The organism is Ruegeria sp. AB6 (assembly GCF_056542685.1).
Map to the genome: position 1 here is coordinate 159,707 of NZ_JBQGAD010000001.1, position 14,466 is coordinate 174,172.

15 protein-coding genes are annotated in these 14,466 nt (G+C 59.9%); 6 read left to right on the plus strand and 9 right to left on the minus strand.

What is annotated here, in order from left to right:
* The first annotated feature begins 56 nt into the window (after window positions 1-56).
* Together ACR0DB_RS00780 and ACR0DB_RS00785 are read left to right on the plus strand one after the other, a co-directional pair.
* On the plus strand, window positions 57-995 hold the full coding sequence (locus ACR0DB_RS00780) for a nucleoside hydrolase (RefSeq protein ID WP_480548236.1): 939 nt from the start codon (window positions 57-59) through the stop codon (window positions 993-995).
* Window positions 992-1,441: a GNAT family N-acetyltransferase gene (locus ACR0DB_RS00785; protein WP_170788724.1), complete on the plus strand. Its 450-nt coding sequence runs from the start codon at window positions 992-994 to the stop codon at window positions 1,439-1,441. Before ACR0DB_RS00780 ends, ACR0DB_RS00785 begins: the two co-directional genes overlap by 4 nt.
* A gap of 35 nt (window positions 1,442-1,476) precedes the next feature.
* On the opposite strand, the gene ACR0DB_RS00790 is transcribed toward ACR0DB_RS00785, so the two are convergent.
* The 5 genes from ACR0DB_RS00790 to ACR0DB_RS00810 form a co-directional block, all read right to left on the minus strand.
* A complete protein-coding gene (locus tag ACR0DB_RS00790) occupies window positions 1,477-1,644 on the minus strand; it encodes a hypothetical protein (protein ID WP_480548238.1) in 168 nt (55 codons plus the stop codon).
* A gap of 324 nt (window positions 1,645-1,968) precedes the next feature.
* On the minus strand, window positions 1,969-3,246 hold the full coding sequence (gene eno, locus ACR0DB_RS00795) for a phosphopyruvate hydratase (protein WP_170774461.1): 1,278 nt from the start codon (window positions 3,244-3,246) through the stop codon (window positions 1,969-1,971).
* Window positions 3,247-3,370: 124 nt separating this feature from the next.
* On the minus strand, window positions 3,371-4,252 hold the full coding sequence (locus ACR0DB_RS00800) for a DMT family transporter (protein ID WP_480549076.1): 882 nt from the start codon (window positions 4,250-4,252) through the stop codon (window positions 3,371-3,373).
* A 126-nt stretch (window positions 4,253-4,378) separates the two neighbouring features.
* Window positions 4,379-4,792 carry a Fur family transcriptional regulator gene (locus ACR0DB_RS00805; protein ID WP_480502502.1) on the minus strand — a complete coding sequence of 138 codons (414 nt, stop codon included), beginning with the start codon at window positions 4,790-4,792 and terminating at the stop codon, window positions 4,379-4,381.
* A 74-nt stretch (window positions 4,793-4,866) separates the two neighbouring features.
* A complete protein-coding gene (locus ACR0DB_RS00810; protein ID WP_480548240.1) occupies window positions 4,867-5,571 on the minus strand; it encodes an endonuclease/exonuclease/phosphatase family protein in 705 nt (234 codons plus the stop codon).
* Between the two features lie 165 nt (window positions 5,572-5,736).
* On the opposite strand from ACR0DB_RS00810, the gene ACR0DB_RS00815 reads away from it, so the two are divergent.
* Complete coding sequence (locus ACR0DB_RS00815; protein ID WP_480548242.1) at window positions 5,737-6,648, plus strand: FHA domain-containing protein; 912 nt, start codon at window positions 5,737-5,739, stop codon at window positions 6,646-6,648.
* Here ACR0DB_RS00815 and ACR0DB_RS00820 read toward each other — a convergent pair.
* On the minus strand, window positions 6,624-8,042 hold the full coding sequence (locus tag ACR0DB_RS00820) for a protein adenylyltransferase SelO (RefSeq protein ID WP_480549078.1): 1,419 nt from the start codon (window positions 8,040-8,042) through the stop codon (window positions 6,624-6,626). The genes ACR0DB_RS00815 and ACR0DB_RS00820 overlap by 25 nt on opposite strands.
* A gap of 86 nt (window positions 8,043-8,128) precedes the next feature.
* Here ACR0DB_RS00820 and ACR0DB_RS00825 point away from each other — a divergent pair, with 86 nt between their 5' ends.
* Window positions 8,129-8,548: a cupin domain-containing protein gene (locus ACR0DB_RS00825; protein WP_480548244.1), complete on the plus strand. Its 420-nt coding sequence runs from the start codon at window positions 8,129-8,131 to the stop codon at window positions 8,546-8,548.
* A gap of 3 nt (window positions 8,549-8,551) precedes the next feature.
* Window positions 8,552-9,442, plus strand: a complete 891-nt coding sequence (locus ACR0DB_RS00830; RefSeq protein WP_480548246.1) for a fatty acid desaturase — start codon at window positions 8,552-8,554, stop codon at window positions 9,440-9,442.
* Window positions 9,443-9,507: 65 nt separating this feature from the next.
* Here the strand turns inward: ACR0DB_RS00830 and ACR0DB_RS00835 are convergent, their stop codons facing one another.
* Window positions 9,508-10,482, minus strand: coding sequence for a leishmanolysin-related zinc metalloendopeptidase (locus ACR0DB_RS00835; RefSeq protein ID WP_170752718.1), 975 nt, complete (start codon window positions 10,480-10,482; stop codon window positions 9,508-9,510).
* A gap of 197 nt (window positions 10,483-10,679) precedes the next feature.
* Window positions 10,680-11,813, minus strand: a complete 1,134-nt coding sequence (locus ACR0DB_RS00840; RefSeq protein WP_480549080.1) for an anhydro-N-acetylmuramic acid kinase — start codon at window positions 11,811-11,813, stop codon at window positions 10,680-10,682.
* A 181-nt stretch (window positions 11,814-11,994) separates the two neighbouring features.
* On the opposite strand from ACR0DB_RS00840, the gene tyrS reads away from it, so the two are divergent.
* Window positions 11,995-13,239 carry a tyrosine--tRNA ligase gene (tyrS, locus tag ACR0DB_RS00845; RefSeq protein ID WP_480548248.1) on the plus strand — a complete coding sequence of 415 codons (1,245 nt, stop codon included), beginning with the start codon at window positions 11,995-11,997 and terminating at the stop codon, window positions 13,237-13,239.
* Window positions 13,240-13,308: 69 nt separating this feature from the next.
* Here the strand turns inward: tyrS and ACR0DB_RS00850 are convergent, their stop codons facing one another.
* Window positions 13,309-14,313 (minus strand): hypothetical protein, encoded by a 1,005-nt coding sequence (locus ACR0DB_RS00850; RefSeq protein ID WP_480548250.1) that lies wholly within the window; start codon window positions 14,311-14,313, stop codon window positions 13,309-13,311.
* Between the last annotated feature and the right edge of the window lie 153 nt (window positions 14,314-14,466).

The window sequence follows — 14,466 nt, forward strand, 5'->3', positions numbered from 1 at the left end:
GGACAAGTGCTTTGACACTTGCGAGTGTCCGCCCTTCACGACCCCCGGAGACACCCATGCCGCGCAAAATCATTATCGACACCGACCCCGGTCAGGACGACGCCGTTGCCATCCTGTTGGCGCTGGCCAGCCCGGATGAAATCGACTTGCTGGGCGTAACAGCCGTCGCCGGGAACGTGCCGCTGGAGCTAACCGCCAAGAACGCGCGCATCGTCTGCGAACTGGCCGGCCACACGGACGTGCCGGTTTATGCAGGCTGTGATCGGCCGCTGAACCGCCCTTTGGTCACAGCAGAACATGTGCACGGCAAAACCGGACTGGACGGTCCCGTTCTGCCCGATCCGCAAATGCCGTTGGCCCAAGGGCACGCGGTCGATTTCATCATCGACACCCTGCGCGCGCATGAGCCGGGCACGGTGACTCTATGCCCACTGGGGCCGCTCACCAATATTGCGACGGCTTTCACCAAGGCCCCCGATATCGTTGACCGGGTACAGGAAATCGTGCTGATGGGTGGGGCGTACTTTGAGGTCGGCAACATCACTCCGGCGGCGGAATTCAATATCTATGTCGACCCTGAAGCCGCTGATATCGTGTTCAAATCCGGCGCGCCCATCGTCGTTATGCCACTGGACGTGACCCATGACGCGCTGGTCACGCCACACCGCAACGACGCCTTCCGCGCGCTGAACAGCAAGGTCGGACAAGCAGTGGCCGAGATGACTGATTTCTTCGAACGGTTCGACAAGGAAAAATACGGATCGGAGGGCGCACCCCTGCACGATCCCTGCGTGACCGCCTATCTGATCCGGCCTGAGCTGTTCTCGGGCCGTCACATCAATGTCGAGATCGAGACCCAGTCCGAGCTGACACTGGGCATGACCGTTGCCGATTGGTGGCGCGTCACAGATCGCCCGGCAAACGCCATGTTCATGGGCAGCGTCGATGCACAAGGGTTCTTCGATCTGCTAACCGAACGGCTGGCTCGACTATGAGTGCTGCACTTAAACTCGCCCGGCCTGAGGATCTGGGCCGTCTGATGACCCTTGTCGCCGCCTTTCACGCCGAAGCGGGCATCGATCAGGACGCTGATCACCGGCGCAACGCGCTGGCACCGCTGCTGGACGGTATTCCCCATGGCTGCGTATATTTGATCGGTCCGGCGCGTGCACCGCTTGGATACGCGGTTTTGACCTTTGGGTGGTCTGTCGAGTTCGGCGGAATGGACGCCTTTATCGACGAGATTTACATCCGCCCCGCCGTGCGGGGTCGCGGCATCGCCACCGAGGTGCTGCTGGACCTGCCCAAAGCCCTTGCCAGTGCCGGGCTGACCGCCCTGCACCTTGAGGTCGACCGCACCAATGAAACCGCGCAGAAGCTATATCTGCGCACCGGCTTCAAACCGCGCGATCGCTATGTATTGATGAGCAAGAAGCTCTGATAGCAGTCTTTTGTCAGCCCCCCAGCGACAGCACGTTAGCGCAACTCGCCTCTATACATATAGATGGGCGAATCCATGTCTTTGACGGGGTCGGTTGCTGAAACTGCCTGCCCTGAAACCGGGTAAACACCTGGTGCCGAGCAGGCCGCCAGAAAAACAGTACTAATCACTGTTGCCGCAAGAAGGAATTTGGAACCAGTCATGGTATTCTCCTTTCGAGTAGTGACCTCAGGTTAGGGTTTGGCGGCCTCGCCCAAATAGGGAAAAGTTCACACAAAATTGCCTTTATGTTGCCACAATGTTGGCAACTACTTGCAAACGTTGGACAAAAATTTTTCGAAAAATTGAAGATTCTTTACCTAACGTAACCTGCGCGCACTTTTCAGGCGACAGCACGAGGTTTTCAACGCGTATAAAGGGTGCGGATCGGACAATCCGCATAACCGATTCCCCACGAGTTCAGGGCGAGAGACGAAAAAGCCCGGCCTTCCAGCGAAGACCGGGCCGATTTGCGTCTTTTGGTACGATCAGCGTTTGAGGATCGAAGCCCCCGCATATTCTGCGACCTCACCTAGCGATTCCTCGATGCGGATCAGCTGGTTGTATTTGGCTAGCCGGTCCGACCGCGCGAGGCTGCCGGTTTTGATCTGACCGCAATTGGTCGCAACCGCCAGATCTGCAATGGTGGCGTCCTCGGTCTCGCCCGAACGGTGCGACATCACGTTGGTGTACCGCGCGCGGTGGGCCATATCGACAGCGCGCAGCGTCTCGGTCAGCGAACCGATCTGGTTCACTTTGACCAGCATCGAGTTCGCACAGCCGCGATCGATGCCTTCGGCCAGACGTTCAGGGTTGGTCACGAACAGGTCGTCACCCACCAATTGCACCTCGTTGCCGATGGCGTCGGTCAGAGCTTTCCAGCCGTCCCAGTCATCTTCGGACATGCCGTCTTCGATCGAGATGATCGGATAGTCATTGACCAGCGCCGCCAGATAGGCCGCGTTTTCCTCGGACGTCAGTGTCGTGCCCTCGCCCGCCAGCACGTATTTGCCGTCTTTGTAGTATTCGGTCGCGGCGCAATCCAACGCCAGGTGGATTTCTTCACCGGGTTTGTAGCCAGCCTTTTCGATGGATTTCAGGATGAAATCCAGCGCCTCGCGCGTGCTGGCAATGTTGGGGGCAAAGCCGCCCTCATCACCGACGCCGGTGGCCAGACCGGCCGAGGACAGCTCTTTTTTCAGTGTGTGGAACACTTCGGACCCCATGCGCACCGCCTCGCGGATATTCGCTGCCGAGGTCGGCATGATCATGAATTCCTGAATGTCGATAGGGTTGTCGGCATGTTCGCCGCCATTGATGATGTTCATCATCGGCACTGGCAGAACGCGGGCCGAGGTGCCGCCGACATAGCGGTACAAAGGCTGGGTGGTGAAATCCGCCGCCGCCTTGGCCGCCGCTAGCGAGACACCCAGAATAGCGTTTGCGCCCAGACGACCTTTATTCTCGGTCCCGTCCAATTCGATCATCGCCTGGTCGATGGCGACCTGTTCAGTCGCGTCAAAACCCACCAGCTCCTCGGCAATCTCACCGTTCACGGCAGCGACCGCTTCCAGCACGCCCTTGCCCATATAGCGCGCCTTGTCACCGTCGCGCTTTTCCACCGCCTCATAGGCCCCTGTGGACGCGCCCGAGGGCACAGCCGCACGGCCCATGGTGCCGTCTTCCAGGATCACGTCCACTTCCACAGTCGGGTTGCCCCGACTGTCCAGAATTTCGCGTGCGTGGATGTCGATGATGGTGCTCATGAGGCGCATTCCTGTGGCTGCAATCAGTTGCACGCCTCATAGCATCACAGGGCAAAAAGTAAACCATTCATGTTATCGCTAACACATTGCGAAGCAGGTGTTTGCGCAAACCTGCGACGATCCGTCAAGCCGCAGCCACCATGACCCGCGCCAAACGACGTTCCCGCAGGAAAGTGTAAAGACCCGATCCTAGGATCAACGAAGCCCCCGCAATGGTCATCAGGTCCGGGCGTTCGCCGAACATGATCATGCCCGCCGTGATCGAAAACACCAGCCGTGTATAGCGGAACGGAGTCAGCGCCGAGGCGTCCCCCACTCGCATCGCCGTGACGATGCCGTAGTAGCCCAAAACACTAAACAGAACGGCCCCAGTCAACGGCCCCATCTGCGGGCCTGTGATCGGGACCAGCGGTTGCGCCTGTACCACCATCAGCACCAACCCGCCCAAGATCGCCGCGATATAGGCCTGCATCGCCACTACGGACGAGGCGATATCAGCGTCCAGTCGCCGTGTAATCAAATCCCGTGCGGCAATACAGACAACGCTGATCACAACCAACAGGGTCTCAGGCTGGAACCCGGCCAGACCGGGGCGGATGATCATCAAAACGCCCAGAAACCCGACGCAGACCGCGCTCCACCTACGCCAGCCGACCTGCTCACCCAGAAACAGCGCCGCGCCGACAGTTACGGCAAGCGGCAATGCCTGGAAAACGGCGGCGACTGTGGACAGATCAACTAAGGCCAGCGCAGTCACGAAGGCAATCGCACCGACCCCTTCGCTGACTGCACGGACAAGTGGCAAGGGGCGCCACGCAGCCCGATCAAAGATGCGCTTGCGCGTTACGACGGTCATCAACGCAAAGATCAGGCCGCACACCGCACCCAGCAAAATCATGATCTGACCGGTCGGCACCGAGGCCGACAGGTGCTTGATGAACGTATCCTCAAGCGCAAAGGCCGCCATTGCGCCGACGACCAATAGAATGCCGTTTACGTTGTTCATGATCCGATCCGTCAGAGGAGCGCTGTTCGCCCGATCACAGAAATCGAACACGGCTTGGTCAGGCAAGCCCTATCCGCACGGAATACATGAATTCGCGTGCGGTCACCGTTCGCGATTCGTGATGAATCAGTCCTGTTCCAGCGGAACACCATAGAGTTCCAGCCGGTGGCCTTTCAGCTTATAGCCCAGCTTGGCCGCGATCTTTTCCTGCAAAGCCTCGATCTCGGGGTCGACGAATTCAATGACCTGCCCCGATTGCATGTCGATCAGATGGTCGTGATGGTCCCGTTCGGCATCCTCATAGCGCGCGCGGCCATCACCGAATTCCAGACGCTCGAGAATCCCGGCTTCTTCGAACAGCTTCACAGTGCGATAGACCGTCGCGATAGAGATCCCCGCATCGACCTTTGAAGCGCGGGCATACAGTTCTTCTACATCCGGGTGATCCTCGCTTTGTTGCAGCACCTGGGCGATGGTGCGGCGCTGACCTGTCATGCGCAGGCCCTTGGCCTCGCAACGGGCGATAATCGTGTCGGACATGAGTGACCCTCGGGGTGTATTCGGTTCTCTGTCTTAATACGTCTGCGCACTCTGCGCCACAGGGGAATTGTATCTTAGGCAACGCGCCGCAGGTCGGCCCAGATCGGCAAATGGTCCGAGGCGATATGTGCAGGTCGCGCATCGTGAACGCCATGCACCACCGCCTCGAGCCCTGCGCCCAGCGCGATGCGATCCAACGCGCCCAAAGGCTGCGCGGCGGGAAAGCTGGGAACCGGAGGCAGGAACCGCATGTCAGGTGCCAGATGATCCAGCACCGGCTGACGCGACCATTCGTTGAAATCCCCGGCCCAGACTGTAGGCATCTGCGCCAGGTCAACGTCACAGCGGCGGATATGGGTGATCTGCTGACGGCGCGATGCGGGCAGTAGGCCCAGATGCATTCCCATCACGCGCAGCGGCCCGATGGGAGTGTCGAATTCAACCCGCACCGCCCCCCGAGGCTCCAGCCCCGGAAGGTCGTGATGTCCGGTCTGTCGCACTTGGATCGTGTCACCCTTCCAGATCACCGCATTTCCATGCCAACCCAGACTGCCTGCCCCGCCCAGATCGACAATCTGCCATCCGGCCTCGTCCAGCATGAAATGCGGCAGGGCTGCGGGGCGTGGTGGCAGGCGTTTGTCGGCCTCCTGCAACACAACGATATCGGCCTTCATATTGTCGATGACCTGCATGATGCGCTGCGGTTGGCGGCGGAAATCAAGCCCGACGCATTTCTGGATGTTGTAGCTGGCAATGCGAAGCGTTGGCGTGGATGTCATAGCGCTCGGATCAAAAATCTTATCCCAACAGTGCCACGCCCTGCGCCCAGCGCAACATTAAATTTCCACGCGTGTTGTAAGGATCGGATGTGCAAGAGGGTTTTCGCCTTGTATACCCTTTGGCATAACAGTTCCTACACCGCCTGCCCAAACCGAGGACTCCACGTGAGCACCACCTTCGCGACCCTGGTCATTGCTGATATTTCCGGCAGCACGCCTTTGTACAAGGCTGTAGGCGATGCCGAGGCACAAAGGCTGATCCAGTTGGAACTGGATCGCCTGCGGCGCGTCCTGTTTGAACATGGCGGGGTGCAGGTCGGTCAGAAGGGGGACGATGTTCTTAGCTATTTTGAGGATGCGGATGCGGCAATCAACGCCGTCCTGACCCTGATAGAAGGATCGCCCGAAACTTCGCTGTCGGTCCATGTCGGCGTTCACTGCGGGCCGATCGTTATCGCGGAAAAGGGTGTCTATGGCGAGGCCGTGAACGTGACCGCCCGTCTTGCCTCTGTGGCCAATCCCGGCGAGGCCTGCGTCAGTGACGAGGCCGCCGCATTGCTGCACAACGGCGCGCGCCAGATGCTGACCCCGCTGGGTCAGCTGAACCTCAAGGGTTTGACTGAACAATTCGCGGCGCATTCGCTGGTCAACCCCGCCGCAAATTCGTTTACCCAAACCCGCCTGCCCCAATCCTATGGCCGCACCGAAGACAGTCTTGCCGCGCCCGAGCATCTGACGCTGGTGCTGCGACACGAAGGCCAAAGCTGGAGCTGCCCTGACAATAGTGAGCTAACAATCGGGCGGTCGCCAAATTGCGACGTGGTGCTGAGCCAGCCTTGGGTGTCGCGCCTGCACATGGTGCTGTCCATGAAGGACGGCAGGCTAGTTCTTTCTGACCGCAGCACGTCGGGCACCTATGTCCAACCCGAGGCCGGGCGGGAAATCCAGTTAAAGCGTGAAACCGTCATGCTGGCAGATCGGGGTCTGATCTCTCCGACACTGCCCATCGAACAATCCGAGGCCTGTTTGCAATTCGAAATTCTGGGTCGTCGTCAGGTGCCGCAGAACGTGGCGTGAACCACTTCGCCTTCTGAGGGCGGGCGCGTCAGGTCGATCGCGTCAGGCTGATCCTCATAGGGGCGCGACAGCACGTCATTCAAACGGTGGAACGGGGCATAATCGCCCCGTAAGGCTGCTTGTATCATCTGCTCGACACGGTGATTGCGCGGGATGAACACCGGGTTCGCCGACATCATCGTGGCACGCGGATCGTTTTCCCGCTGCAGCCGCGCCTGCCAAGCATCGGCCCATTGATCGAAGGCTTGCGGGTCTGTGAACTGATCGCGCGCAGTATCACCGCCCAGCGCGCGGAAGGTATTTGTAAAGTCGGCCTGGTTCTGCGCCATTCGCGCCAAAAGGTCCGAAACCAGTTGCCGATCCCCGTCCTCCTCGGTCACAAGCCCGATCTTGGCCCGGAACCGCGTTAGCCAATGCTGTTCCATCAGATCGGGCATGGCGTGAACGATCTCGGTCGCTTCTTCCACAGCGGCCTCTTTGTCGTCTATCTGCTGGATCAGGGCCGTCGCCAGTTGCGCCACGTTCCACACCGCGATGCCGGGTTGGTTCGAATAGGCATAGCGCCCCATCCGGTCGATCGAGCTGTAGACCGTATTCGGATGATAGCTGTCCATGAAGGCGCAGGGGCCGTAATCAATAGTCTCACCGGCAATCGAGCAATTGTCGGTGTTCATCACCCCATGGATGAAGCCCACGCTCATCCACCCGGCAATCAGTTCAGATTGCGCCTGCGCCACGGCGCGCAACAGGCCCAAAGGCCCCTCTGCCTGCGAATAGTGGCGTTGGATGGCATAGTCGGTCAGTCGGCGCAGGCTGTCCAACTGCCCCCGCGCGGCAAAGACCTGAAACGTACCCACGCGCAAATGGCTACGCGCGACGCGCGTCAGTACCGCGCCCGGCATGGGTTCTTCGCGGAAAACAACCTCGCCCGTCTCGACAGCAGCCAAGGCCCGCGTCGTGGGGATGCCCAGCGCGTGCATCGCCTCGGACACCACGTATTCGCGCAAAACAGGCCCCGACCAAGCGCGCCCATCCCCTTGACGGCTAAAGGGCGTGGGGCCAGACCCTTTCAGCTGAATGTCCCGGCGCAGACCGTCTGTTCCAACGGTCTCACCCAGCAAAACCGCACGCCCGTCCCCCAATTGGGGATTGTAGTTGCCGAACTGATGCCCCGAATAAAGCTGCGCGATGGGTTCGGCCCCCTCGGGCAGCGTATTGCCGGCAAAAGCCTCGGCCATGTCCTGCACCTCGCCTGGCGTGATCCGCAGGACCTTCGCCAGATCGGTGTTAAAGGCGATCAGTTGTGGCGCACGCACAGGCACCGGGGCCTGCCGGGCGTAGAAACTGTTGGGCAGGCGGGCGTAGCTGTTGTCAAACGGGATCGTCAGGGTCATGCGCAAAAGATATTCCTCATCCACGCGAATACCATAGCGGATCACGCAATCCCGTGCATAATCGCCCCAAACACCCCGAGGGCCCCATGACCGCACAAGAGATCATCGACCACCTGAACCTGCAACAGCACCCCGAGGGCGGCTGGTTCCGCGAGACATGGCGCGCCGACAACGCAGGCCGCGCCACCGGCACCTGTATCTACTTCCTTCTGGCCGAGGGGGAACGCAGCCATTGGCACCGCGTCGATGCGACCGAGATCTGGCTGTACCACGCGGGCGATCCGCTAATCCTGTCGCTCAGCGCCTCGGATGACGGCCCGGCGACCGAGCACCTCTTGTCCCCCGACCTGACACAAGGCGCGCCGCAACTGATCGTCCCCAAGGGTCATTGGCAGGCCGCGCGCAGCACCGGCGCCTATACGCTGGTCAGCTGCACGGTTTCCCCGGGATTCGAGTTCGACGGGTTTGAGCTGGCCGCGCCCGGTTTCGACATCCCCAAGGGCTAAGCCATGGATCACCGCGCCCTCATCGCGTCGATCCCGCCCGAGGCGAAAGACAAACTGCAAGAGCGGTCCAACACGGCCGGGCTGCGGCATCTGGCGCTGTATCTACTGGCGTTGTCTGTCACCAGTATCGGCATCATTGCGCAGGTGCCTTTATGGCCTTTGCTGATCCTGCCTCAGGGTATCCTGCTGGTGTTCCTGTTCACCCTCAGCCATGAATGCACGCACAAGACGCCGTTCAAATCCCCTTGGCTGAATGAGGTCGTGGGCCATCTGGTGGCGATTCCGATTGCCCTGCCCTTTGTCTGGTTTCGGTATTTTCACCTGGCCCATCACAAATGGACCAACCACCCCGAGAATGATCCCGAACTGGGCGGCAAACCCAAGCCCGACAATTGGTCCAGCCTGCTGATTTACCTCAGCGGCTGGCCCTATTGGCGTGCCATGGCGCAGGTTCTGGTGCAAAATGCCTGCGGTCGGATCCACGCGCCCTATCTACCGGCGCGTCAGCACAAAGCCATGCGGCTGGAGGCGCGGGTGCTACTGGGCCTCTACGCCCTAGCGCTTGTCAGCCTGTTTATATCACCCGTGCTGTGGTGGCTGTGGCTGCTCCCCGTTCTGGTCGGCCAGCCCTTTCTAAGGCTGTACCTTCTGGCCGAACACGGACTCTGCCCGCCGGTCGCAAATATGCTCGAGAATTCCCGCACCACCTTCACCAACCGCCTGATCCGCTTTCTGGCCTGGAACATGCCCTACCACGCCGAGCACCACGCTTTTCCGAATGTCCCCTTCCATCAGCTTCCGGCGTTGCACGAATGGACCAGAGCGCATTTGAAATCGACGTCAGACGGGTATTCTAACTTTACAAGCGCGTACATCCGCAAAGTAAGGAGCTAACAACACCGGCGGTTGCTCTGGATGGCTAGCAACCAGACGTCATCAAACAGCTTGTGACCAGAATATTAGGCCAGTGCGATTTCGTTTTCGATGCCAGCCGCACCTTCCGCAAGGACATAACCAAGATCCTCTAGGGACGCGACTGACCAATCTGACAAATAGTTGGTGGCATCATACGAGCCATCATCTGCCACATACCCGATATACCCGGTCATCAGCTCATCCTGATACTCTTCTTCGTCCCAGTGTCCTCCTGCTGTGCCCGACCCACCGTCAGTCTCTACAAACAAGAAATCGTCTTCAGTGAAGTAGCCGACATAAGCTGAGTTCGCTGCATCACCGGTATAAACGCTGGTCACTATGTCATCAGTCGGCCGTCTGGTGCCATTGTCGTCCACCACAGTCGATACCAGACCGTAGTAGTCCCAAAGCGTACCAAGACCCATGACATGCATCATTTCATGCAGAACAATATCATCGAATTGCCCGGCATCATGATACGCCAGAGCGTCCGCTTCGTCGAACGTCATTTCTCCCAAAGCTGGCAAACCAGTATCAGAGCGTATTGCGGTCGGACCCGCCTGCCCCAGCACGCCGCCTTCTCCGTCTATTGCATCCAAATCCGCCATGATGACGAGGTCGTCGTAGAGGTTCCCTTCTCCATCGACAGCGTCTTCGATATCGCCATCAACAAGCGAAGCCAAATAGTCTGCGGACGCAATGAACACTGACTTCAGATCTTCAGGCCAGTCACCTACAAACCGGACTTCAATATTGTATTGAAGGCTGTCGTCGATTCCGTCGCCTTGACCGGTGATGTACGTGTCCGTGACAACCTCTGTTTCGGTTTCACCCCCGCCGCCTATGCCTGCTGGCGGCCCTTTGCTGCCCCTGGCGGCCGCTGACTCATCGATCATCAGCAGATCACCGCTCAAAGTTCCGATGGATTGTTTGTTATTTTCGGATTCATGCAGACGCGAAGCTCCCGCGCCTGATGACTTCACGTAGTCAAGGAAATTTCCACTGTTTTCAGATGGCATACCCTTCTCCCTCGAGCCTAGTCGAATACCGCCACCCAGTTTATTTTCGAGGATCTAATCCAAACAAAAGAAAATGACTAAAATGTGACTTGACGCGAATTTAGCGCACTCATTTCACAACAATAGACCAATAAATCTAGGCTTTGTTTGCATAAAGCACACTAGATGATAGTTATTGGTGTGACACATAGAGTGACCTAAAAACGCTTAATCGAGTCCTCAATACGCTCGACACTACTCACTACGCCTCCTCCCACAAGCGCGCTGACGCCTGTGGTTCCGGGGCATGAGGTCGGCAGGCCCCGCGCCACACGGACGGCGAGGTAGGCGAAGGCTTGGGCTTCCAGCATGTCCCCGTCCAGACCCACGGCCTCGACCGGCTCGACTGCGCAATCGAGGCCCGCGCGCAGCATGTCCATCAGCACCGGGTTGCGGCGGCCTCCACCCGTGACCAGCACGCGCGCGGGGGGTTTGGGGCAATGCTCCATCCCCTGCATCACGCCTGCGGCGCACATGCCGGTCAGGGTCGCCACGGCGTCGGCGTCCGATAGTTCCTGCACCAGACGGATCATCTCGGCAAAGTCGTTCCGGTCCAGCGATTTGGGGGGCATCTTGCGAAAGAACGGCTCGGACAGGAACAGCTCCAGCGCGCCTGCCTCGACCGACCCTTGGCGGGCCAGCGCGCCGTCCCGGTCCATCGGCAGGCCCAGCCGCGCCTGCATCAGGTCATCCACGGGCGCATTGGCCGGGCCGGTGTCAAAGGCCAGCAACGCACCGGGAGCCTCGGGGCCGTCAAAGCTGGGGTCCACATAGGTCAGGTTCCCCACTCCGCCCAAGTTCAGGAAGCACAGAGGTTCGGTCGCGCCGATCCACTTGGCGCAGGCAAAATGGAAGAACGGCGCCAGCGGAGCACCCTCTCCCCCCATCGCCACGTCGTCACTGCGGAAATCCCACACGACCGGAACACCCAGCGCCTGGGTCAGACCGTCGCCGTCGCCCACTTGCAACGTCCCACGCCCGCGCGGCTCATGCGCCAGGGTCTGACCGTGAAAGCCGATCAGGTCGATCTCGTCGAACTCGGACAGCGCCTCGGCATGGGCAACCGTCACCAGCTCGGCAGCGGCATCGACGTCGGGCCCGTGCCACTGGCCCAGCGCGGCCCGTAAAACGGCGCGCTCGGCATCTGAATAGGCCCGGTATCCGCTGGGACCAAAGCCCAGAATGCGCACACCATCGGTTTCGACCACAGCCGTATCAACACCGTCCAGAGACGTGCCCGACATGGCGCCCAATGCCCTGACTGCGCCTGTTTTGCTGATCGCCCGACCCATGTTTGCCCTCGTGTTCGTCACGCCCGTTGATCCGGCGCTTTGGCCTCAGCCTGCACGGTAACGCGAAGACAGTGCAAGCCACATCGGGCCCGGCCCGCGCTTTTCGTGCAAAAGGTGCCTTTTCCTTGCCACCCCCACCGCCTATACACTGCCCCGCAACATAAACCCAAAGGGCACGGATATGACCTACCACCCCAAATCGGATTTCATCGCCACGATGATCGAGCGCGGCTTTCTCGCCGACTGCACCGATTATCAGGGCCTTGACGAGGCGCTGATCAGCGGGGTGCAAACAGCTTATATCGGCTATGACGCAACGGCGCAGTCGCTGCATGTGGGCCACCTGATGAACATCATGGTGCTACGCTGGCTGCAAAAGACCGGCCACAAGCCGATCACGCTGATGGGTGGCGGTACGACCAAGGTGGGTGACCCCTCGTTCCGGTCGGATGAACGCCCCCTGCTGGGCCCCGAACAGATCGACGCAAATATCGCAGGAATGCAGAAGGTGTTCGCCAAGTACCTGTCCTATGATGACAGCGAGACCGGCGCGCTGATGCTGAACAATGCGGAATGGCTGGACAGTCTGAACTACCTCGATTTCCTGCGCGATATCGGGCGGCACTTCTCGGTCAACCGGATGCTTTCGTTCGAGTCCGTAAAATCGCGGCTGGACCGCGAACAATCGCTGAGCTTTCTCGAATTCAACTACATGATCCTGCAGGCCTATGACTTCCTTGAGCTGAACCGCCGCTATAGCTGCGTTCTGCAGATGGGCGGTTCGGACCAATGGGGCAACATCGTCAACGGTATCGACCTGACCCGCCGCGTATTGGATCACGAGATATACGGCCTGACCACACCGCTGCTGACCACCAGCGACGGCCGCAAGATGGGCAAGTCGCAGGGCGGTGCGGTTTGGCTGAATGGCGACATGCTGTCAGCCTATGAGTTCTGGCAGTTCTGGCGCAACACCACCGACGCGGATGTTGGCCGGTTCCTGAAGATCTTCACCGAACTTCCGATGGATGAATGCGACCGTCTGGCCGCGTTGCAAGGATCTGAGATCAACGAGGCCAAAATCCGCCTCGCCAACGAAGTCACTACTCTGCTGCACGGGGCCGAGGCCGCCGCAACCGCCGCGGCGACCGCCCGCGAAGTGTTTGAAAAAGGCGGCGTGGGCGATGATCTTCCAACGCTGACGCTGCGCGCAGATGATCTGCCTACTTCGATCGTGCAGTTGATCGTGAAATCAGGCCTGGCCAAAACCGGCAAAGAGGCCAAGCGCCTGATCGCCGAAAACGGAGCCAAACTGGATGACGCGCTGCTGACTGATGCAGGGTTGATGATCGACGCCGGTGCGCTGTCGTCTCCGATCAAACTGAGTGCGGGTAAAAAGCGCCACGCGCTGGTGCAACTGGGCTAAGCTCAGTTCTATCCTAAGAAAAACGGCCACCCAAATGGGTGGCCGTCGTCGTTTCAGGTATGGCCTGTCTTAGCGGTTCCCACGGTTGCCATTGTTACCGCCGTTACCGTTTCCGCCGCCACCGTTGCCCGAGCCACCGCCCTGACCATTGTTGCCGCCGCCATTACCTGTGCCTGGGCCGGACCCGCCAGTGTTGCCGCCACCGTTACCGGGGTTGCCACCATTGCCGTTCCCGTTTCCGGGGCCGCCATTGTTCCCACCGTTGCCATCGCCGCCGCCGTTGCCACCGCTATTATTGCCACCGCTATTATTGCCACCGCTATTATTGCCGCCGTTGCCGTTTCCGCCGCCACCGTTGCCTGAGCCTCCGCCCTGACCGTTATTGCCGCCGCCATTACCGGTACCAGGACCGGAGCCGCCATTATTGCCGCCGCCGTTACCGGGGTTGCCACCATTGCCGTTCCCGTTTCCGGGGCCGCCATTGTTCCCATCGTTGCCGTTTCCGCCGCCGTTGCCACCGCCATTATTTCCGCCGTTACCACCGCCGCCATTGCCGGGTCCACCACCATTGCCGGGGCCACCGCCACCATCACCTGGTCCGTCGCCGCCACCGCCATCACCCGGCCCATCTCCGCCGTCACCAGGCCCGTCACCGGGCCCATCGCCGCCGCCGCCGTCACCCGGCCCATCGCCAGAGTTTCCGCCACCGCCCGGACCGCCGACACCCGGCCCTGCATCGGCCGACTGCTCGTTGTCACGATCTTCCCCAAGCGGAGCGTTGGATCCGATCGAGGCAGTCGGCAAATCTGTTAGCAAACCTGCAAGCCCCGGACATTGTTCGCCCGTTACCTGCAAAGTGGTCAGAAAATCACTCTGTTTTTGCAACCGCTCCAAAAAGCTGGGCGTCACCTGCGCACAGTCGCACAAGGCCGCGTAATCACCGCTTTTGGTCACATCGCGCGCGGTTTTCCAATTGCACACTTCAGGCGCGGCCGAGGCTTCACCCACAAACATCACACTCGCCAAGGGGACAACTAAAAGCCCTCCGGCCGCACCTTTCAAAACATTACGCATCACAGCACCTCCATTCACCAAACACGCGAATTGCAAAGTTTCTTCGGTCACGAAGTGGCGATTGGACGTGATCCCCACATGAGCCAAACATGAAGACGCCTTCATACTTGCTCGTGGCACAGCCCCTTCCCTGCAACCGATCACTGGACAGAC

What these genes read in the sequence shown, in the direction of transcription:
- ACR0DB_RS00780 (WP_480548236.1), top strand. Translation starts at nt 57, where the DNA reads ATGCCGCGCAAAATCATTATCGACACCGACCCCGGTCAGGACGACGCC.
- ACR0DB_RS00785 (WP_170788724.1), top strand. Translation starts at nt 992, where the DNA reads ATGAGTGCTGCACTTAAACTCGCCCGGCCTGAGGATCTGGGCCGTCTG.
- ACR0DB_RS00790 (WP_480548238.1), bottom strand. Translation starts at nt 1,644, where the DNA reads ATGACTGGTTCCAAATTCCTTCTTGCGGCAACAGTGATTAGTACTGTT.
- eno (WP_170774461.1), bottom strand. Translation starts at nt 3,246, where the DNA reads ATGAGCACCATCATCGACATCCACGCACGCGAAATTCTGGACAGTCGG.
- ACR0DB_RS00800 (WP_480549076.1), bottom strand. Translation starts at nt 4,252, where the DNA reads ATGAACAACGTAAACGGCATTCTATTGGTCGTCGGCGCAATGGCGGCC.
- ACR0DB_RS00805 (WP_480502502.1), bottom strand. Translation starts at nt 4,792, where the DNA reads ATGTCCGACACGATTATCGCCCGTTGCGAGGCCAAGGGCCTGCGCATG.
- ACR0DB_RS00810 (WP_480548240.1), bottom strand. Translation starts at nt 5,571, where the DNA reads ATGACATCCACGCCAACGCTTCGCATTGCCAGCTACAACATCCAGAAA.
- ACR0DB_RS00820 (WP_480549078.1), bottom strand. Translation starts at nt 8,042, where the DNA reads ATGACCCTGACGATCCCGTTTGACAACAGCTACGCCCGCCTGCCCAAC.
- ACR0DB_RS00825 (WP_480548244.1), top strand. Translation starts at nt 8,129, where the DNA reads ATGACCGCACAAGAGATCATCGACCACCTGAACCTGCAACAGCACCCC.
- ACR0DB_RS00830 (WP_480548246.1), top strand. Translation starts at nt 8,552, where the DNA reads ATGGATCACCGCGCCCTCATCGCGTCGATCCCGCCCGAGGCGAAAGAC.
- ACR0DB_RS00835 (WP_170752718.1), bottom strand. Translation starts at nt 10,482, where the DNA reads ATGCCATCTGAAAACAGTGGAAATTTCCTTGACTACGTGAAGTCATCA.
- ACR0DB_RS00840 (WP_480549080.1), bottom strand. Translation starts at nt 11,813, where the DNA reads ATGGGTCGGGCGATCAGCAAAACAGGCGCAGTCAGGGCATTGGGCGCC.
- tyrS (WP_480548248.1), top strand. Translation starts at nt 11,995, where the DNA reads ATGACCTACCACCCCAAATCGGATTTCATCGCCACGATGATCGAGCGC.
- ACR0DB_RS00850 (WP_480548250.1), bottom strand. Translation starts at nt 14,313, where the DNA reads ATGCGTAATGTTTTGAAAGGTGCGGCCGGAGGGCTTTTAGTTGTCCCC.